At 70.4% G+C, this 19814-nt stretch carries 12 protein-coding genes; 5 read left to right on the top strand and 7 right to left on the bottom strand.

Annotated features, from left to right (window positions below; genetic code table 11):
• Positions 1-78 precede the first annotated feature (78 nt).
• The 3 genes from AB0B39_RS13180 to AB0B39_RS13190 all read right to left on the bottom strand — a co-directional run bounded on the left by AB0B39_RS13180 (position 79) and on the right by AB0B39_RS13190 (position 6776).
• Positions 79-426, bottom strand: coding sequence for a hypothetical protein (locus AB0B39_RS13180; protein ID WP_357495040.1), 348 nt, complete (start codon positions 424-426; stop codon positions 79-81).
• 11 nt (positions 427-437) lie between these two features.
• On the bottom strand, positions 438-5495 hold the full coding sequence (locus tag AB0B39_RS13185; protein WP_357574415.1) for an RHS repeat-associated core domain-containing protein: 5058 nt from the start codon (positions 5493-5495) through the stop codon (positions 438-440).
• 69 nt (positions 5496-5564) lie between these two features.
• Positions 5565-6776, bottom strand: a complete 1212-nt coding sequence (locus AB0B39_RS13190; protein ID WP_357574416.1) for a hypothetical protein — start codon at positions 6774-6776, stop codon at positions 5565-5567.
• A gap of 381 nt (positions 6777-7157) precedes the next feature.
• Here AB0B39_RS13190 and AB0B39_RS13195 point away from each other — a divergent pair, with 381 nt between their 5' ends.
• Entirely contained in the window at positions 7158-11600 is a 4443-nt protein-coding gene (locus tag AB0B39_RS13195) for a LamG-like jellyroll fold domain-containing protein (RefSeq protein WP_357574417.1), read from the top strand.
• Positions 11601-11669: 69 nt separating this feature from the next.
• On the opposite strand, the gene AB0B39_RS13200 is transcribed toward AB0B39_RS13195, so the two are convergent.
• Positions 11670-12710, bottom strand: a complete 1041-nt coding sequence (locus AB0B39_RS13200) for a phosphatase domain-containing protein (protein ID WP_357574418.1) — start codon at positions 12708-12710, stop codon at positions 11670-11672.
• Between the two features lie 123 nt (positions 12711-12833).
• Between AB0B39_RS13200 and AB0B39_RS13205 the strand changes: the two genes are divergently transcribed.
• The 4 genes from AB0B39_RS13205 to AB0B39_RS13220 all read left to right on the top strand — a co-directional run bounded on the left by AB0B39_RS13205 (position 12834) and on the right by AB0B39_RS13220 (position 17214).
• Positions 12834-14528, top strand: coding sequence for a hypothetical protein (locus tag AB0B39_RS13205; protein ID WP_357574568.1), 1695 nt, complete (start codon positions 12834-12836; stop codon positions 14526-14528).
• Between the two features lie 52 nt (positions 14529-14580).
• Positions 14581-15378 carry a peroxide stress protein YaaA gene (gene yaaA, locus AB0B39_RS13210; RefSeq protein ID WP_357574419.1) on the top strand — a complete coding sequence of 266 codons (798 nt, stop codon included), beginning with the start codon at positions 14581-14583 and terminating at the stop codon, positions 15376-15378.
• Positions 15379-15485: 107 nt separating this feature from the next.
• On the top strand, positions 15486-16178 hold the full coding sequence (locus AB0B39_RS13215; protein WP_357495050.1) for a hypothetical protein: 693 nt from the start codon (positions 15486-15488) through the stop codon (positions 16176-16178).
• A 73-nt stretch (positions 16179-16251) separates the two neighbouring features.
• A complete protein-coding gene (locus AB0B39_RS13220) occupies positions 16252-17214 on the top strand; it encodes a TAXI family TRAP transporter solute-binding subunit (protein WP_357495052.1) in 963 nt (320 codons plus the stop codon).
• 37 nt (positions 17215-17251) lie between these two features.
• Here the strand turns inward: AB0B39_RS13220 and AB0B39_RS13225 are convergent, their stop codons facing one another.
• From AB0B39_RS13225 to AB0B39_RS13235, 3 genes are all read right to left on the bottom strand, one after another.
• Positions 17252-18685 (bottom strand): HAMP domain-containing sensor histidine kinase, encoded by a 1434-nt coding sequence (locus tag AB0B39_RS13225; RefSeq protein WP_357495054.1) that lies wholly within the window; start codon positions 18683-18685, stop codon positions 17252-17254.
• A 9-nt stretch (positions 18686-18694) separates the two neighbouring features.
• Entirely contained in the window at positions 18695-19351 is a 657-nt protein-coding gene (locus AB0B39_RS13230) for a response regulator transcription factor (protein ID WP_357495056.1), read from the bottom strand.
• Positions 19352-19434: 83 nt separating this feature from the next.
• Positions 19435-19746, bottom strand: a complete 312-nt coding sequence (locus tag AB0B39_RS13235) for a hypothetical protein (protein ID WP_357574420.1) — start codon at positions 19744-19746, stop codon at positions 19435-19437.
• Positions 19747-19814 lie beyond the last annotated feature (68 nt).

Raw genomic sequence — 19814 nt, forward strand, 5'->3', positions numbered from 1 at the left:
AGCGCTTCGGTTGTGACAGCGACTGCCAATAGCGCCCCCTTGTGCCCTGCCGCGCGGCAGGACACAAGGGGGCGCAACCTATTTCTTGCCGCCTTTGCTAGCGCGGCTCGGCGGAATGGCCAGGAGATCCGTCACGAACATCTGGCTAAAACGTGTCTGACGTTCGATCGGCCCCCTGCCCAGTGGATTGGCAGAGAAGTACGCAGCCTGAATAGCGAGCGCCGGGATCGCGACCAGCACGGATGTAAGGAATACCAACACGGCCGGCGCGATCACCGCCACCATCGTCGGACGACTGATCAAGTGGTTGGCCCACAGGACCTGCGTCAGAACCAGCACGGTAGCCGACAGAAGCACCGCTCGCCCAGCCCATACCAGCAGGCGGTAGGACTTTCGTCCTCTCGCCTCAGCCATGATGTCGCTCAAGGCCTAACTCCTCATCCAAGTAGACCTGTCAGATCGGACCAATCAAACCAGCGGCCCGAAGCCGTTTTTGAGCCGCCCTCCGTATAGCCGCCGCCGACGCCCACTCCGGCGCTCGCGCCGACGCTGTGGACCGGCTGCCCGTACTTACCGGTGCCAGCCGTGAAGGACACGCTGCCGGAGGTCTCGGCGCCGGCGCCGGCCTGCCAATACTGGGACACGCCGGGCTGATCGTCGATGTTCCCGTCGGAAGCCACAGAGCCCACACCTCCGAACACTCCAAAGTTGGGCCCGATGTCGATGCTCTTCGTGTAGGTCCAACCCACGCCCTGGCGATCGAAAGCCACACACCCCGTGACCCCACCGCCCAGAATGCCCGCGAAACTTCCCGTCAGGCAAATTCCTTCCATTTTAACATTCGCGATCAGCGGCTCTTCGGCCGTACAGTCCGTCGGCTTCGCCGCCCAACAACCAATCGGGCCAGAATCGGGGGTGCCCGCCAGACGCTGGGACACGTCCGGGTTCGGGTCCTGCCCAGGCCCCGGCTTCGGCTTCTCGCGCCGCGGCGGAACATGCTTGTCAACGATCTTTGCTTTAGTGGAGGACTTGTGGTTCGCCTTCCCCCAAGCCTTGTTCTTCGCAGTTCCACAGCCACCGGGACAACCGCCAGCGCCGCGGCCATCGCCCTTCTTCAGAGGCCGGGGGTCGTAGCCGTAGCAGTCGAAGTGCCGACAGTCTTCCGGGATCAGACCGGTCGGATCGCTCGACGTGACCGGCGTGTTGTTGGAGTAGGAGTAGCCGTTCCACTGCTGCGGCTGCCCGGCTGCCTGCAGTGGGTCAACGGAGGTGAATTTGCCGATCGCGGGATCGTAGGATCGGGCACCGACGGTCGTGAGTCCGGTCGGGCTCATCGGCTTGTTCAGGAAACCGCGGTTGTCGGGTGCGGCGACGGCAGCACCTCGGGCACCGCCGTACGGGGTGTACTGCCGCCAGGTCGGGTTCTGGGCGGTGCTGTCGAGGTAGAGCGACGGGGTGCCCTGGTGGTCGGCGATGGCGAAGGTGTACGCCGTGCCGCTGCCGGTGCGGATGCAGCTACCGCCGCCAGGAAGGGCGTAGTAGCGGCTGCCGGTGACGACACTGGTGGCGGTGTTGAGGGTGAGTTGCTGCCCGGGTAGGTACAGGGTGTTCTTGCCCGGCTCCTTCTGCAGTAGCAGGTTGCCGTCGGCGTCGTAGATGAAGCTGTTGTTGCCGCTCGTGCCACCGGTGACGTCGGCGAGCTTGCCAGCGTCGTCCCAGGTGAGGGTCTGGTTGCCCTGGGCGGCGTTGCGACCGGTGGTGTTGCCGGCGTTGTCGTAGGTGTACGACGTGGTGCCGGTTGCTCCGCCGGTCGTGGTGGTCGAGGTCAGGGTGTGGGGCTTGTTCTGACCGTTGCCGTTGTAGGTGTAGGTGGTCTTGGTGTCGGTACCGCCGGTCAGGCTGTGCTCGGTCTGCTGGGTGCGGTTGCCGATCAGGTCGATCTGCCAGCTGGTCCAGTAGGCGCTACCCGCGCCGATGCTGTTGCCGACCATTGACTTGTTGGCGTCGGTGGGCGTTGCGGCGCAGGCGTCGGTGCCGGTCCAGGCTTCGGTGAGGCGGGCCAGGCCGTCGTAGCCGTAGCACTGCGTCTCCGCCGGGGTGGTGGCACCCAGCCGCTTGCTGATCTTGCGGGTGATGTTGCCGACCAGGTCGTACTTGTACTCCTGCTCGTCGACATTCGACGGGGTTGCCGTCGAACGGGTGACGAGCTGGTTGGTCAGCCGGCTGGTGTGCGGGTCGTAGGTGTTGGTGACATACGCCAGGTTGGTGTTCATGCCGAGGGTCTGCTGGTTGGCCCGGCCGTAGGCGTCGTAGCTGACGCTCTGGCTGTATCCGGCGAGACCACCGAGGGTGGTGGGCAGGTCCAGGACCCCGGTGTAGCCGTGGATCACCGTCTCCGAGGGCAGACCGCCCTTGGCCGGGTAGGTGTCGGTCAGCGGCAGACCCAGCACCGAGGAGTAGGTGTGCCCGAACACGTACGACCCGGCGAGAGCGCCTTCGCTGTCCGGGATGGTGACCGTCGTGCCGAGGGAACTGCCGAAGACGTTGAACGACTTCTGCTGGGTGACATATGCCTGTCCGCCGCGGTAGGCGGTGGTGGTGGTCAGCTTGCCGAGCGCGTTGGTGACCCCCGCGACGCCGTTGCTGTTGTCGTACACCCATGCCGCCCGCTGGTTCGCCGACGACTGGTTCGCCACCGCGGACGCGTACTCGCCGGTCTTGCGGTCGAGAGCGTCGTAGGTGAACGACAGGGTCTTGCCACGCCCATCGGTGGACTGTTCGAGGTTGCCGTTGGCATCGTAGCTCATGCTGCTGGCGCCGGCGTCCGGGTCAGACTTCGCCACGACCTGACCGAGCAGGTTGTACGTCGAGGTCCACACGTTGTTGCTGGCGTCGGTGAGCGTCGACTGGTTGCCGTGCTCGTCGTAGCCGTACTTGCTGACCGTCGCGGTGCCACCGGTCACGGTGAACGTGCCGGTGAAGGTGTCCGCTGGCGTGGTCACCGTCGGACGAACGCTGTACTCCTGCAACTCCTTCTTCCGACCGATCGCGTCGGTCAGGGTGGCGGAGACGACGCCCCCGGTGGGCGGAACGACTGTGGTGCGATCGCCGCCGTGCACGGTGGTCGTCGTCGACACCGTGACGCCGTTCTTGGCCGACGTCACGATGACCGCTCGGCCCAGACCGTCGTAGGTGGTGAAGGTCTGATTCGGCACCTGCTTGCTCAGGTCCGCCGCCGACACCGGCGTACTGACCGTCGGCAACGACCCGTCGTCCCACCAGCCGTTGTACGACGCGCGGGTCCACCCGTGCGTGTCGTAGAACGTATCAGTGATCATCCGGCCGCCCGTCGGCGTGACCGACTGGGTCTGCCGCGGCCGCAGCAGGGCATCGAGGATGGTGACCGACTTTTGATAGCCGTTGGAGTTGTTCAGGGTCTCCGCGGTGGTGGCGGACACCCCGGTCTTCGACACCGTGTAGCTGAACTTGTGATTCGCACCGAGGCTGGTGGCCCGCGAGTTCAGCCATACCGACGTCGCGCGACCGATCGCGTCGTACTGCTGGGTGGTGATGATGCCGTTGGCGTCGGTGCTGATCAGCGGGATGCCGCGCTTCGTGTCGAGCGTGACGGACCCACCGTGCCCCGCGGCGTTCGTGCTGGAGGTGGCGGTGACCAGTTTGGCGGCGTTCATGGTGTAGCCGCTGCTTGTCTTGTTGCCCTTGGCGTCGTAGGAGTCGGTGACCCGGCCGTAGCTGTCGTAGGTCGACCGTTCGGTGGTCTGCCAGACGTACGCGCCGGAGGTGTAGTCCTTGGCGGCCTGGGTGAGGGTGACGTCGCCCTTGGACGGGGCGGTCGTCTGAGGGAAGGTGGTGGCGAAGGTCTGGTCGTCGTAGAAACTGCGTTCGGCCTTTACCACCTGGGCGGGGCGGTTGACCGTCCCGGGGGCGGTCAGGGTGTTGACGCTGCCGGGCACCGAGGCGGGGCTGCCCTGGGTGAAGCCGCCACACGCCACGGCCACGGTCTCGGTCTGGCTGACCAGGCCGGCGAGGTTCTTGCTGGTGTTCGCCGGGGCGTAGGTGTAGGTGGTGCACTGGTTGTACGCCGCGTCGATCGGCACCGTGTAGGTGTAGGTGTTCTTCAGCTCACCGAAGGTGGCGCTGGTGATGTTCGCGTCGTAGCTGTTGTCGGTTCCGGTGTTGCGCCAGGTCACCGAGCCGCCGCTGGTGACGGCTTGGCGGGTGTACGTCTTAATCGGTGCGACCCACTGCGCCGTCAACGCCGACAGTCCCGTGCGCGAGCGCGTGGCGGTGGCCCCGGAGACCCAGTAGGAGGTGATGGTGGAGGAGTCGACGCGACCGTTCTCGCCGAGGTACTTCGTGCTCTCCAGTTCCTTGCCGGCGAGTTCGTCGACGTCCTCGTGGGTGCCGCCGACGGAGTCGGTCAGGTTCAGCACAGTGGTGTTGTTGTTCTTGGACATGCCGCGGTAGTAGACGGTTTCGGCCTGGGTGCGGCGGTCGTTGACGCCGTCGCCGGTGAACGTCTGGACCTTGCCGTAGCCGCGGAACTGGCCGTAGCTGCGGTACTTGGCCTTGACGACCTCGTTCTCGTCGTAGTGCCAGGCCGCGCCGTCCAGGTACTTGTAGCTGGTCGACAGGGCCGCCGCGCCGCCGGTCGGGTCGGTGGACGTGACGCGGGTGACGGCGTACTTGTTGAACCAGTCCTTGAACGGGTTCACGTAGCCGTCCGGGGTCCAGTAGACCGGGTAGCACGACTTCGTGTTCGTCGCCGGGTCGGTGGTGACCGGGGCGGTACACGGCACGGGCAGCTCGTAGGACGGAGAGATGACCGAACCGGTCTCGGTGGTGATCGTGGCGATGCGCTGCCGGTAGAACGATGGCAGCCCGCCGGTGATGTCGACCCGGTTGGGCAGCTTGATGCCGGTGAACGACACCGATGGCAACGTGATCGCCGCCGTGGAGCCGCCGGCGCTGGTGTCGTGACCGGTACGCGCGATCGAGGTCAGCCACAACGTCGGCGACGTGCCGTCACCGGTCGCCGGCATGCTGTGCGACAGGGCGTAGGAGTCGACCTTCTCGTACTGGCTGGTGGCCGTGTTGTACTGCTGGGCCTCGATCGAGGTCAGGCGCACCGTGGAGAAGAACGACGGGCTCCAGTCGTCACAGTCGGTTCCCGAGGCGCAGATCAGGTCGAACGGCACGTCGGGCCAGTTCGCCTTGTTCGTCGAGTTCAACGGCTGACACGTCCCCGACAGGCAGCGGTCGCCGGTGTTGAAGACCACCCGGTTCGCCACCGTGCCGTACGCGCCGCCGTCGGTGAAGCCGTAGTCGATGCGCGCCAGGTTGCTGTCGCGGATGTAGGACACGTCCGAGGCGCCCTTGTTGCGGCCGTAGAAGTTGGTGGCCTGGTTGTAGTAGTAGGCCATCGCGTTGCCGTGGGTGTCGGTGACGTAGTCCAGGTTCCACCGGTACGCCATCGTGCACACCGACGACGAGAATCCCGCCGAGTTGTAACACGGGTCGCCCGAGTGCGGTGAGTACACCGGCTAGTGGTCCACCGACTTCGTCTCCGCCTTGCCCGACGCCCATCCCGGCAGCCGGTTACGACCGAACTCGTAGCTCGTGCCGTCGCGCAGCGTCACCCGCCAGTAGTCGGTGTTGTATGTCCCCGAACCGTTGTTGGAATTCTCGACGTGGGTGACGACCTCACCGTTGTCCGACTCCGGCTTCCACACATTCTTGGACGCGTCCCACACCAGGGCCGTCGACGAACCATTCAACGACAGCGTCAGCATCGGACCGTCGTAGCAACGGTCCGGCGTCTTCACCGGCGACGCGCTGCCACCCGGATCGTCCATGCACGACGTGAACGTCTGCTCCACGAACGAGCGCGGCGTCGACCAGCCGTCACCCACCCACGACGCCTGCGCGTTCGTCGACGCCGTCTGCCCGTCCACGCTGCCCGAGTCGTACGACAACGCCACCGTCGGCACCAGATCCGACGCCGCCGGTGGCACGGTCACCGGATACGAGTACGTGAACGAACCCGTGCTACCCCCGCCGGTCCAGGAACCCGACGGCTTCAGGTCCGTGGCCGCGTACGTGCCGCCCTTGCCGCCCTCCTCGCCGGCCGCGGCAACCGCCGCCAACACGGTCATGCCGCCGACCGCCTGCGCCCGCGCGTCCGTCGCCATCGGCACCTCCGCCGACACCGACTTCTCCGCGGCGTCGTTCGTCGACGCCAACGGCGTCGCCACCCGACACTCGCTGCGGGTCGGCGTCGTCAGGACACACGATGGCAGGCGTACCAGCCGCAGTCGCGAACCGTAGTTGCCGCCGAACGCCTCGGCGAACCCCGCGTAGTCCACACCCACCCGCACGGCGCCTGAGGACACGTCCGGAGCCACCGAAAGCAGCACGCCGTCCACGCCGGCAGCTTCGGCCGCCTTGCGGTCGGCGACCTTCACCGCCAGGCTGCGCGGACCAGCCTTCTCCCTGACCGGCTGAACCCACACCGGCGCATCCGCCACGCGCGCCTTCGCCGCAGCCGCGCCCCGCGCCCCAGCAAGCGGTGCGGCCGGCAGGTCGACCTTCGCCGACACGGCCTTCGGCCACGCCGTACGCGTCGGCCGGTACGTCGACTTCGCGTCATCAGGCGGCGTGACGAACTTCGTCGGCAACGGCTTCACACCCTTGACCGACTGGCCCGGCGATGTCGCCGGCGCTTTCGCCACCTCCGGACCCTTGGGCTTCGCCACCGCGGGTGCACCCGACAACAGGCTGGCTGCCAGCGACATGGCCGCGACAGTCGCGACCAGACGTCTGGGACGTTTGAGCAGGCGGGATCCCCCGTGGACGGCCATGCTGACCTCACCTCTGCGCGATGGAATGAGAGGCCACACAGAGTGATCGATCATGCACCCCCGTGGCGCGAACAATGTTTCACGTCCAGCCACAGCAGAAGGTCACGAAACGATAACGATGATCAGCTGCTGATGCCATCAAACCCGTGTCACTGAGTGCCAAAAGGACAGCCAAGAGTGAGCGGAGACGTTCCCGGTAACGGGCGTGACTGCTTCACTGTGGCCGCTCGATCGGATGCGCCTACGCGTTCACGTCACTCACGGGGAGTACTACACATGATCAGAGGACGACTGCGCCTACGCGCTGTCGCATCGGGTGCGGTGGCCGCCGTCGCTATCGCTGCGGCCACGGTCCCGCTCGCCACACCGGCCGCCGCTGCCGCCCCGCCGAAACCCGCTGCCGTCCCGGCCGGACCGCTCGGGGTCGACGCGGCCCTGGCCCACGCCAAGCGGACCGGCAAGCAGGTCGAAGCGACCGCCGCCACCACCTCGACGGAAAAACTGACCGCCCTTCCCAACGGCCAGATCCTGCTCAGCCAGAGCGCCGTGCCGACCCGCAAACGCGTGGGCACCGACTGGAAGCAGCTCGATCCCACCCTCTACCGACGGGCCGACGGTGCCGTCACCGCGATCACCACCACACACGACATCACGCTGTCCGGCGGTGGCAGCGGCCCGATGGCCCACCTCGTCAGCGGCGACCGTTCACTGACCCTGACCGCCCCCGTCGCCCTGCCTGCGCCCACGCTCACCGGGCCGACCGCGACGTACGCCAACGTCCTGCCCGGTGTGGACCTGACCGTGACGGTCAACGCACAGGGCGGGTTCTCCCACGTCTTCGTGGTCAAGGATGCCAAAGCCGCGGCGAACCCGAAGCTGGCCAACCTCGAACTGGCCACCACCGCCACAGGCTTCACCCTCGACGCTGACGCAGCCGGAAACATCAGCGGTCGGGACCGCACCGGCGACGCCGTCATCACCGCACCCGCACCCGTCATGTGGGACTCCTCCGCGCGGAGCACAAGCGGACCAACCGCGCGCAGCGGCGCCGCTTCCACGACCGCAGCACCCGGCCGGGCCGCTCGCACCGCCGCCATCGGCGTCTCCATTGCCCCCGGCAAGCTCGGCCTCAAGCCCGACCGCACGCTCCTCACCGACGCCGCGACCGTCTACCCGGTCTACATCGACCCGAGCTTCAACTGGAGCGTCACCGGACCGAGGATGTCCGGCTGGGCCAGCATCTCCTACCAGCACCAGTCCTCGAACTACTGGAACAACACCCCCGACCCCATCGGCCGGATGCAGGTCGGCAACTCCGGCGAGCAGCGCTCGAACACGCTGATCAACTTCCCGGTGCCCTACAGCACCCTCACGGGCGCCACGATCGACGACGCCACGTTCAAGATCACCAACACCCGGTCCTGGAGCTGCACCAACAAGACGGTCAACATCTACGCACCTGCGGCGACGTTGTCGAAGTCGAACGCCACCTGGGACTACTGGGAAGACCAGAGCAAGAGCCCTCTCGCCGCGTCGAAGAGCTTCGCCTACGGCTACAGCGGCTGCAACGCCGCAGGCGTGTCCTTCGACATCACCGGCCAGATCAAGACCGACGTCACCAACAAGAGAGCCACCCGCACCCTGTGGATGGTCGCCGCCAACGAGGCCAGCGACGCCCAGAGCTGGAAAGAGTTCCTGGAAACCAGCCCCACGCTCGAAATCCGCTACAACCACAAACCCAACAAGCCGACCGGTATGACCACCTCACCGCGCACCGCCTGCGGCGGTGGGTCGATGATCGGCGACAACCCGGTCTACCTCTACGCCCCGGTCTCCGACCCCGACGGTGGCACCCTCGGAGTGAGCTTCAAGCTCTGGAAGACCTCCGACGCCGCGCAGACCGCGCTGGCGTCCTCCAACCCGAACCTGCTCACGTACTCGTCGGGCAGCACGGGCGTGCTGATCGTGCCTGTCGCCACGCTGCGCGCCGCCGCGGGCGGCGCCATCACCACCTTCTCCTGGAAGGTCCAGGCGACCGACTTCGGGGCGTCCAGCGACTGGTCCGCGACCTGCAGCTTCACCTTCGACCCCACCCGGACCGGCGCTCCCGACATCAGCCAACCGCAGGGACAGTCGAAGATCGGCGAAGAGGTCAGCTTCGTCATCACGCCGCCGAGCACCGGTACCCAGCCGGCCAACTACAGCTACCAGCTCAATGGCCTGCCCCCGGTCACCGTCTCCGCCACGGCCGGTGCAGCCACCGTCATCACGACGCCGACCCGGTTCACCAACACGCTGGCGGTGACCAGCCTCTCGGCGGGTGGCAACTTCGGCGAGACCGTCACCGTGGCCTTCAACGCCAATCCCGCCGACACGGCGGCTGACGCGGACCTCACCGGTGACGGTGTCGCCGACCTGCTGACCGTCGGCGCGCGCAACGGGCTGCCCTCCGGCCTCTGGCTCGGCACGGGCATGAACAGCGGCGCGGTGCGCACCACGGTGAACGACCTCGGAGCGCGGGGTAACGGGGTCACCGGCGACGAGAACCCGTCCGACTTCAACGACGGCCAGGCGATCTCCGGCCACTTCTTCGGCACCGGGTTCCAGGACGTCCTCGTCTACTACACCGCTGGCGCCAACGCCGGCAACGGAACCGTCCTGCGGGGCAGCGGCGACGGCTCGGTCATCGAGCCCTACGACAACCAGGTGAGCGTCTCGGGTGAGCTGCTGGTCGACGGCAACGGCAACGCCCCGCTGCAGTTGGCCAACGCCGGCGATTCCCGAGGCACCGGAAGCACCATTCCCGACCTGATCGGCACCAGCGGCGACGCCACGAACGGGTACTTCCTCAACTACTACCCCGTGGCCTCCGCGCCCGGCGGCTACTCCTACGGCGGCAGCACCACGACCCTGACCCCGGCCGGCGGCGTGGACTGGAACAACTGGACCATCACCACCGCCCAGCTCAGCGGCGGCACCGCGATGTTCCTCTGGAACAGCACCACCGGGGCCCTGCACCTCTGGACCAACCTGGCCTACAACCAGGACACCACCCAACTCACCTACACGCCGCACACGCTCTCGACCAACTGGAACCGCGGCGCCACGCTGAGCCTGCGGGCCGCCGACGCCAACGCCGACGGCACCCCTGACCTGTGGACCGTCGGCGGCAACGGCCTGACCACGGCGTACCTGGTGAGCGGGCTCGGCACGACGCCCACCATCGCCACCCAGCAGGCGCAGGGTCTGGTCACCGCGAAGCACACCTGGCCGCTCAACGACGGCGAGGCGGGGGCCACGGCGGCGACCGCGGCCGACACCTCCGGCGGCAGCACCCTCACCGGCACCGGCAACGCGAAATGGCACGAGGGTGACCTGTTCAGCCCGGACCTGCGGCTCAACAGCGATGCCACCGGTACGGGCGTGGACGCCAGCGGCACCGGCAGCCTGGTCAGCGCCGCCAGTCCCGTTCTGATCGACACCACCAAGTCGTTCAGCGTCGCCGCCTGGGTGAAGCCCACCACCGCCGGCAAGATCATCCTCTCCGAGGAGGGGGCACGATCCGCCCGCTTCATCCTCTGGCAGGAGCAGAGCGACAACACCTGGCGGTTCGGGATGGCCCGCTCCGACAGCGACGCCTGGTCGTACGACCAGGCCAAGAGCGCTCCCAACGCGCAGCTCGGCGTGTGGACGCACCTGGTGGCGACCTACAACGCCACCACGAGCACGATGGCCCTGTACGTCAACAACAACCTGGCCGGCACCGCGCAGCACGCTGCCGCCGTGTCCTGGCCGAGCACCGGGCGCTTCGTGATCGGCCACTACCGCTACCAGGGCACGCCGAGCTCGTACTACTCCGGCCAGATCAGCAACGTGCAGCACTGGGACCGCGCCCTCAACCCCGCCGAGGCCAGCGCGCCGGGCAACTACGCCCAACAGGTCATCGCGCCCAACATCCGCGACGTCACCGGTGACGGCCGGACCGACATGCTCATCATGCAGAGCAACGGTGACGTGCTGCTGCGCCGCGGGACGAACCTGGACGGCACGCTGACGTTCGACGCCGGCATCGTGGTGTGCGGCAAATGCGGCGGCTACGACTCGTTCAACATCGCCGACGCCAACAACGACGGCAAGGTCGACCTGTTCATGCGCCAGAAGAGCACCGGCGACATGTACGTCTACCCGAACACCGTCGCCACCGGAGACCCGATCTGGACCACCCGCCAGCTGGTCTGTGGCGGCTGCTTCAACTTCGGCGTATCCGATCTCGGCGACGTCAACCGGGACGGCAAGACCGACCTCTTCATCCGGGAGAACAGCACCGGCGACATGTACGCGTACCTCGGCAACGGACCCACTGGCGGCGCGATCACCTGGAGTAACCGGGTGCTGCTCTGTAGCTCCTGCGGCGGGTACGACAACGTGAGCGTCGAGGACGCGACAAACGACGGCAAGGTCGACCTGATCATGCGCAACAGCGGGGCCGGCGACATGTGGGTCTACCCCAACACCGCCGCCAACGGAACCCCCACCTGGGGTCCCCGCATCCTGATCTGCGGCATCTGCCGTGACTTCGACATGAGCAGCCTCGGCGACGTCACCAACGACGGGAAGGTCGACCTAATGGTCCGGCGCCGGAGCAACGGCACCATGACCCTCTACCCGGGCAACGGCGCCATCGGCACCGTCACCTGGGGCTCACCCTCGTTGATGTAGTACGCGACGAGAACCCCCGGGTGCCGCAAAAGTCGCGGTGCCCGGGGGTTTCGTGTATGTGGTGTGCGGTCAGACCAGGCCGGCGTCGCGGAGCAACTGCCACAGGCCGGCGCCGTCGGGCGCGGACAGCCACTTCTGCCCCACCGGCCCCGACGAGGGGCGGCCGGCCGGGGCGGGCAGGCTACCGGCAAGCACCGACTGCGTCGGGGACAGCCTGCGGATCGCCACCCCGGCGACGTTCTCCGGGTGGGCAGCGGCGAACTCGCGGTAGATCTCCTGGTCGTGCTGGCCGTCGTCGCCGACCAGCAGCCAGCGCACGTCGGGGAACTCCTTGGCCAGCCGGGCCAGGGTGGAGCGCTTGTGCTCCATGCCGCTGCGGAACCAGCGGTCGGCGGTCGGACCCCAGTCGGTGAGCAGCAGCGGCCCGGCCGGGTAGAGGTGCCGGGACAGGAACCGGGTAAGCGTCGGCGCCACGTTCCACGCGCCCGTGGACAGGTAGAAGACCGGGGCGCCGGGATGCGCGGTGACCAGCCGCTCGTAGAGCACCGCCATGCCGGGCACGGCGGCGCGGGCGTGCTCGTCGAGGACGAACGTGTTCCACGCGGCGAGCAGCGGCCGGGGCAGCGCCGTCACCATCACCGTGTCGTCGATGTCGGAGAGGATGCCGAACTTCACGTCCGGGTCGATGATGCGTACCGGCGCGTCGACCGGCTCGGCGTCGGGCACGCTGAGCCGGACGGTGCCCCACCCGGGCGGCAGGTCGGCCTCGACGAGCGTGTCGACGAAGCCGCTGCGGTCGGCGCGGGCCTCATGCCGCACCCCGCCGGCCTCGATCTGCACGCTGACGTGCTTGGCGGGCAGCGTGGCGAAGCTGCGCCAACCACGGACCTTGTCCAGCCGGCCCCGCTGGCGGGTGTCCGGACGTCCCAGCAGCACCCGGCACATCACCCGCACCCAACCCGGACGGCCGTAACCGGTGTACGCGACGATGTTCATCCGCCAGCCGGTGCGCCGCAGCCGGCGCTCCACGAGCTGGTGCACGGCGTCCTCGATCCGCGCGGCCCGGTGCAGGTTCGGCACGGCCAGTTGGCCGGCGGGAGTGGGTGGCACGCGCCAACCCTGCCACACGTCGACGGACACGGCCACGCGAGCCGGTCCGGACTGCGCCGAACCACCCCGACCAGCCCGTGGTCCGTGAAACACTCCGGTCGGGACGACGACGGGGGCGTGGTCGTGTCGCATCCAGAGCAGCACCGCGGGCGGTGGCGTCCGCGACTCGACCGGCCGGCGCTCGTCGCGCTGCTGTTCGGTCTGGTCGGTGTCGGGTACCGGCTGGTCCTCACGCTGTACACCGTGCCGGTGTCGAACAGCGACGAGGCGACCTTCGGCCTGGCCGCCCTGCACATCGCGCAGGGCCGGGAACGCCCCATCTTCCTCTACGGCCAGCACTACATGGGCATGCTGGAGTCGTACCTGGCCGCGCCGCTGCTCGCCGTGGCCGGGCCGAGCTGGCCGGTGCTGCGGCTGCCGATGCTCGCCCTGTACGCGATCTTCCTCTACCTCGTGTACCGGCTCACCCGCCGGCTCTACACGCCGTGGTTCGCCGTCCTCGTCGTCGGCCTGCTGGCGCTGGGACCGGAGCGGGTGGTGCGCGACCAGCTCACAGTGGTCGGCGGCCGGCCGGAGGTGAAGCCGGCGGTGCTGCTGATGCTGCTGATCACGGTGGGGCTGGCCGCCGGGACGGTGCGCCACCGTCGACTCGCCGTCGCGCTGTTCGGGCTGCTGGCCGGGCTGGCCGCCTGGTCGGACTGGCTGATCCTGCCGTACCTGGCGGTCGCCGCGGTGGCCCTGCTCTGGGCGGTGCGGCGGGAGCTGCTCGGCTGGTCCGGGCTGCTGCTGGTGGCGGGCTTCGTGGTCGGGATCGCGCCGATGCTCGTCGACAACCTGCGCGCCGGGCCGGGTGAGGACTCGCTGACGGTGTTCCGGGAGGTCAGCACGAAAGCCGGCCCGATGCCGCAGTGGTCCGACCGGATCTCCGGCGGCCTGCTGGAGGGGGTGCCGTTGGCGCACGGGCTGTGCCCGGTCGACGGTTGCGGCAGGTGGCAGCAGTGGTTCGGGCTGCTCTATCCGGTGCTGCTGGTGGCCGCCGCCGCGCTCGCGGTGCTCGCGTACCGCCGGGCCGCCCGCACGACGAGCGGCACGCAGGGCGCCGTCGCAGCGAGCGGCACGCAGGGCGCGGGGCCCGGCACGCGGGTCGGGGGCACGCCACGTGGCGCGCGGGTCGGGGCCGTGGTGCAGCTCGCGCTTGTCGTCGGCGCGGCGTTGACCCTGCTGTCGTACGTGCGCAGCCCGCTCGCCGCGACAAGTCCCCTGGACAACGCCCGCTACCTGTCGGTGCTGCAACTGTCGCTGCCGGCGGTGCTCTGGCCGCTCTGGGTGGCAGCTCTCGCCTGCTGGCGGGGCACCGTCGGCGCGCTGGGTCGGCTGGCCGGCGCGCTGGCCACCGCCGTGCTGGCGGCGCTGGCCGCGACGGCGCTGGTGGTCACCGTGCTCTTCGCGACCACAGGCGTCGCCGCGTCGCGGACCGAGGAGCGTCAGGCCCGGGAACTGGCCGCCGCGCTGCGCGCCGACGGGCCGCACGAGGTGTACGGAGACTACTGGACCTGCAACCGGCTGATCTTCAACACCGATGAGACGGTGATCTGCGGTGTGCTCGACGGGGACCTGTCCCCCGGGCAGAACCGCTACCGCCCGTACTGGCGGCAGGTCGGCCGGGCCGCCCGACCGGGTTACGTGGTCCAGGTCGACTCGCCGATGGACCGGCGGCTGCGCCGGCTGCTCGCCGACCGGCCCGACGCCGCACCGGTACGCGAGGTGGGTGGCTATCGCGTGTACCACCCCGACACCCCGGTGCGGCCCTGGCGGTAACGGCGGGTCGTACGCTGGCCGGGCCGCCGTCGCACGTGTTCGAGGAGACCCGATGCTCATCCTGCTGCCGCCCTCGGAGGGCAAGGCCGACGCCGGCACCGGACGGCGGTGGACCCCCGACAAGCTCTCGCTGCCGGAGCTGAACCCGGCCCGCGAGCGGGTGCTCGACGCGCTCGTGGCGCTCAGCGCGGGGCCGGACGAGCAGGCCGCGCTGGCCGCGCTCGGGCTCAGCGACGGCCAGCGCGGCGAGCTGCGCCGCAACGCCCGGCTGCGTACGGCGGCCACCGCGCCGGCCGAGCGGCTCTACACCGGGGTGCTCTACGAGGCGCTGGAGCTGGCCACGCTCCCGTCGGCGGCGCTGCGGGCGGCCCGCCGGTCGATCCTGATCAGTTCCGGGCTGTGGGGGGCGGTGCGTCTCGCCGACCGGATCCCGCCGTACCGCTGCCCGATCGGCGCCCGCCTGCCGGGCGTCGGGGCGCTGTCCGCGTACTGGCGAAAGGAGCTGGCGCCGGTCCTGGCCGGCGCGGCCGGTCGGGGCCCGGTGCTCGACCTGCGCTCGGGCGCGTACGCCGCCACCTGGACGCCGCGCGGCGCGCTGGCCGAGCGGACGGTGACCGTGCGGGTGCTGCACGAGCGGGAGGTCGACGGCGTGCCGGTCCGCTCGGTCGTGAGCCACTTCAACAAGGCGACCAAGGGGCGGCTGGTGCGTGACCTGCTGGTCGCCGGGGCCCGACCGCGTACCGCCGCGGAGCTGATCGGCACGCTGCGGGAGCTGAAGCACACAGTGGTGGCCGAGCCCGCCGCTCCCGGCCGGGTTCGGCAGGTGGACCTGGTGGTCACCGACCTGTAGCGGCGCGGGAGCCGCAAGTTTTCCTCAAGGCTGGGCGGGATGCGTTCCGCAACGGCCGCGCAGGGGCCACGGTAGGGGAACCCAGACTCCGACAAGGGAGCCTTCAGTTGGCCCGCGATCCCGCCCTGCTCGACCGGCCCCGTTCGCCGGCGACGCCACCCCCGCTGGACTGGCTGACCCTGGGCGACGCGTTCGAGGCCGCCTGTCTGCTGCGCTGCACGGCACCGCCGTCCGCTGCCCGCTCGGGCGCGGCGCCGCCGTCGCACGCGCCGAGCGTCGAGTTCAACCGGGAGGACGCCGCCCAGCGGATGCGGCAGTTGCTCGCCCGTCTCGACATCCCGGTCACCCAGGAGGTGGCCGTCGGCGGCCTGCGCCGCCGCTACGAGCTGCATCGGCTCTGGGTGCCGCCGGAGCACCGCGGCGCGTACGCCCGGATGGTGGACGCCGGTTGGTGGCAGGGGCGACGGGAGCTGCTGGGTGGTCCCGTGCCGGGCGCCTCGCCGGCCCGCCGCCGGTGGATGTCCCGGCTCGCGGCGGCGGCGTGGCGTTCGGCGCTGCTGGCCGGCGGGCGGCACGTACGGCGGCACATCCTCGGTGTACGGCTCACCGACCGGGAGTTGGCCGCCGTGCTGATCCGCAGTGCGGCAGTGCTCGACGTGCCGGCGGTGCTCCGCCCGGGCACCGGCTGTTTCCTGGTCAGCGTGGCCGACGGGCCGGACCGGGAGCGCATCCTGCGCAGCGCGTCGATGGAACCGGCCCGCGACGCGGTGCTGGAGCCGGCCCGCCGTCCGGCCTGCTGAGCGACGCCGGCGCCGCAGCCGCCGGCGGCACTGACGGGTACGGGCTTGCGCGCGTCCGCCGGAGCGCGGCACAGTGCACCGCGTGAGTCGTACCTCGTCCCCTCGGGCCGGTCGACGCCGCGCGGGGGCGGCGGCGCTGGCGCTGGTCGCGGCCCTGGCCGTCGCCGGCTGCCGGGACGACCCGGGCACGCCGGTCGAGATCCGGATCGCCACCGGCAGCCCCACCGCCGTCTACTACGCGTTCGGACAGTCCCTCGCGACAATCCTCAACCGGGAACTGCCCGGGGTCCAGGCCAGCGTGGTGATCACCGCAGCCTCGGCGGAGAACGTCCGCCTGGTCGGCTCCGGTGCTGCCGAGCTGGGCTTCACCCAGGCCGACGTGCTGCCCACCACCCCGGCGCAGAGCCCGTCGGTGGATGCGGTGGCCCGGGTGTACGACGACCAGTTGCACCTGGTCACCACCGACGGCGGGCCGGTCCGCACGATCGGCGACCTGCGCGGCCGACGGGTCTCCGTGGGTGCGCCCGGCTCCGGCACCGAGATCACCGCCACCCGGCTGCTGGAGGTGGCCCAGCTCGGTGGCGACACGGTACGCCGGGAGCGGCTCGGCCTGGACGACTCGGTCGCGGCCCTGCGCTCGGGGCGTATCGACGCGTTCTTCTTCTCGGGGGGTCTGCCGGTGCGGGGCATCGAGGAGCTGGCCGGGCGCAGCGCCACCCGGATCGTGGACCTCGGTGAGTGGACGGAGCCGCTGCGCGCCCGCTACGGCCAGGTCTACGTCTCACGGGACATCCCCCGCTCGGTGTACGGCATGAACCCGGTGACCACCGTCGCCGACCCGAACTACCTGATCGTGCGGGCCGACCTGCCGGAGCCGCTGGTGCGCGAGGTGACCCGGCTGCTGATGGAGCGGCGGGCCGAGCTGGGCGCGGCGCATCCGGCGGCGGGACGGATGAGCCCCCGCTCGGCGATCGCCACCGCGCCGCTGCCGCTGCACCCCGGCGCCGCCGCCTGGTACCGGGCCGCCAAGCCCTGACCGTCGCCGGAGGCCGCCCCGCACCCGGCTCGGGCCGCTAGCGCGCCGGGGCGGGCCGCAGGTCGGCGGCCGTGTCCTCGTCCGCCGGCTCCCCCGCCGGCTCGGGCTCCGGCGCCGGGAACCACAGGCCGGCGACCAGCCCGCGCGGGTGCGCCGGCCGCATGGTGAGCCGCCCGTCGGAGGCGTCCACCAGCACGGCGGCGATGGTCAGGCCGAGCCCGGCGCCGTCGACGTTCTGTGCGTCCGGCGCTCGCCAGAACCGCTCGGTGGCCTGGCCGAGCTGACTCTCGGTCATCCCCGGGCCGGTGTCGCGCACCTCCAGCGCCACCCCGTCGGCACGGCGGGCCACTGTCACCGTCACCGCCCCGCCGGCCCCGCTGAACTTCACCGCGTTGTCGATCAGCGCGTCCAGCGCCTGGTCGACGGCTGTCGGCACGGTCCGCGCGTACGCCGGGGCGTCGCTCGTGGCCAGCCGCAGCGCGACCGACCGGTGCCGGGCCAGGGGCGCCCACGCGGCCACCCGGGACGCGGCGACGGCGGCGGCGTCCACGGTGACGCGCTCGTTCTCCTCCCGTTCGGCGCGGGCCAGGGTGAGCAGCGCGTCGAGCACCAGCGCCAACCGGTCGGTCTCCTCCAACGCCAACTGGTGCTCGAAGCGCCCGTCCGCGTCGGTGAGGCTGGGACCCAGCTCCTCCACCCGCAGCCGCAGCGCGGTGAGCGGGTTGCGCAGCTGGTGACTGGCGTGTGCGACGAACGCGCGCTGTCGGTCCATCACGTCCGAGACCACGTCGGCCATGTGGTTGAAGCTGGCGGCGAGTCGGCGCAGCTCCGGCGGGCCGAGCCGGTGCTGCACGCGCGCGCCCCGGTCGCCCTCGGCGATCTCGTGGGTGACCGCGTCCAGCTCGGTCACCGGGCGCAGCACCCACCCGGCCAGCCCGAACGCGGTGAGCACGCAGGCCAGCACGACGAGCAGGCCGGCCATGGTGAGCAGCAGCCACCAGGTGCTCACGGCCCGGCGGATCTCGCCGGCCGGGGTCACGATCACCACCGCGCCGAGGACTTCACCGCCGTCGTTGATGGGCACCGCCACCACCACCGGCCCCGCCGACCACGGCCAGACCGACTCGGGCGCGCTGGCCTGCTGGCCGGACAGGGCGACGTCCAGCACCGTGGCGGTCCCCGTGGACTGCCAGCTCGCCGAGTCGACGACGATGCCCCGGTCCCGGTCGACGACCGCCGCGCCGATCCCGTACAGCTCGTCGTAGCTGCGCAGCTCCGCCCCGATCGGGCCGGGCTCGCCGCCGCGCAACGTCGGCCCGGCCAGCGAGGCGAACCGGGTGGCGTCGGCGAGCCGGTCGGCGCGCACCCGCTCGGTCTCCCGGCTGGCCAGGGTGACGGCGAGCGGGCTCTCCAACGCGATGAGGACGAGCACCATCAGCAGCAGATAACTGATCACCAGTCGACGGCGCACGGCGGCCCCTCACGCATCGCGCAGCCGGTAGCCGACCCCGCGGACGGTCTCCACCAGGCGCGCGTCGCCCAGCTTGCCGCGCAACGACCCGACGTGCACCTCGACCGTGTGCCGGTCGGCCCAGGTGGTGCCCCAGGCGTCGAGCAGGATGCGGTCGCGGGGCACCGCCACCCCCGGCTGGCGGGCCAGCGACAGCAGCACGTCGAACTCCTTGCGGGTCAGCGCGACCGCGCGCCCCGCGACCGTCACCGTGCGGGCCGCCACGTCGATGCGTACCGCCCCCGCCTCGATCAGGTGCCGCTCGGGCGCCGTGTGCGCGGCCCGGCGCAGCACCGCCTCGATCCGGGCCTGCAACTCCACCATCGAGAACGGTTTGACCACGTAGTCGTCCGCGCCGAGGCGCAGCCCGAGCACCCGGTCGCGTTCCTCACCCCGCGCGGTCACCGCGATGATGCCGAGCTGGCTGCTGCGCCGGCGCAGCTCCCGACACACGTCGGTGCCGTCCCCGTCGGGCAGGGTGAGGTCGAGCAGCACCAGGTCGCAGGGGGCGGCGGAGAGCGCCGCGGCGACGGTCGCCGCGTGCTCGACCTCGTAGCCGCGGCGGGTCAGGGCGGAGGAGAGCGCGGCGGCCACCCGGCGGTCGTCCTCCACCAGCAGGATCCGCACCGTGCCCCCATCCGTCGCAGCCGTCCTGCGAATGGTGGCAGAAGCAGGCCGCGAGCGGGAAGGCCGCCTCCCGGTCGGGTCGGCTACAGACCGAAGACGTCGTCGGCGACCGCGTCGCGGACGCCGTCGGCGAAGCCCCGGAATCCGGGGTCGTCGTGCCGGGCCGGCACGCTTGTGACGTTGACCCCGCTGGCCTGGGTGACGGCGTCGACCAGGGGCGGGAAGTCGATCTCGGCGTCGTCGAAGGCGTCGTCGTCCGCCTCGGCCAGGTTGATCACACGCTGTACGTCGTCGGACGGGGTGTCCGGGTCCCCGGCCCACTCACCGCCGGCCCGGTAGCACTCGTCGTACAACCCGCGCTGGGTGTCGGTCCAGTCGTCGTCGTAGCTCGCCATCGTCCATCCCTTCACGGGCCGCTCCACCTGAGCATGCCGGGCCGCGACCGAGGACGGCGGCGGTACGG

It is taken from the genome of Micromonospora sp. NPDC049114 (assembly GCF_040648635.1).
In the GTDB taxonomy this organism is placed as follows: Bacteria; Actinomycetota; Actinomycetes; order Mycobacteriales; family Micromonosporaceae; genus Micromonospora.